General features: G+C 43.4%; 1 protein-coding gene. It reads left to right on the top strand.

Annotation, left to right across the window (positions count from 1 at the left end; translation table 11 throughout):
• Window positions 1–415: 415 nt before the first annotated feature.
• Window positions 416–618 (top strand): hypothetical protein (locus tag DYD21_RS20815; RefSeq protein WP_147303673.1); only part of this gene is annotated, 203 nt, incomplete at its 3' end.

Genomic DNA, 618 nt, shown 5'->3' with positions numbered 1-618 from the left:
AATCCTAACCTAAATAGCCAGGTCTTATGATGAGTACCCGAAACCGTTCGCCGCCAAAAACCTGATTTCACGATTAACGAGACCCTATAGCGACTCCTAAATAATCTTTTATACAAAAAGATGAACTCCAATGGATAACCGGCTCATTACGAATACTCGTTCCAATGACTTCAATCATGGATAGGCGTTTGACCCGGCAAGAAAGAAACCCTATACGCATCGACTTGATGTGCCACTAGATGGCATAACGAAATCGTAGGGTGATAAAAAGGAGCAAGATAGTGGTTATGTGGCATGTGGCACGTGCCACACCCATCACATAACCCATCTTGGATTCGCCGCAGGGGACTCAACCTTTTTATACACCAGGCGAAAAATCCCGCCTGAAAATCTAAATCAAAAACATTTATTACACATGGAAAATAATACACGAACAACCCCTTCGATTTCCCTTAAATATTACCAGCGACAAATCCTGGAAGCATGGGCTGACGAAAACGGAATCTCCCTGGGCGCCTACATTAAAAAGGTAGCGCTGTGTGAGATCCCTCAGAAAAACCGAAAACTGAAAGAGAGTAGTATCACTACTCAGGACTTCCTTGATCTTTACCAAGAGGT

It is taken from the genome of Rhodohalobacter sp. SW132 (assembly GCF_003390325.1).
Classification (GTDB): domain Bacteria; phylum Bacteroidota; class Rhodothermia; order Balneolales; family Balneolaceae; genus SW132.
Note: the sequence above shows the minus strand (reverse complement) of the source record. Positions and strands in the feature narration are given on the sequence as shown.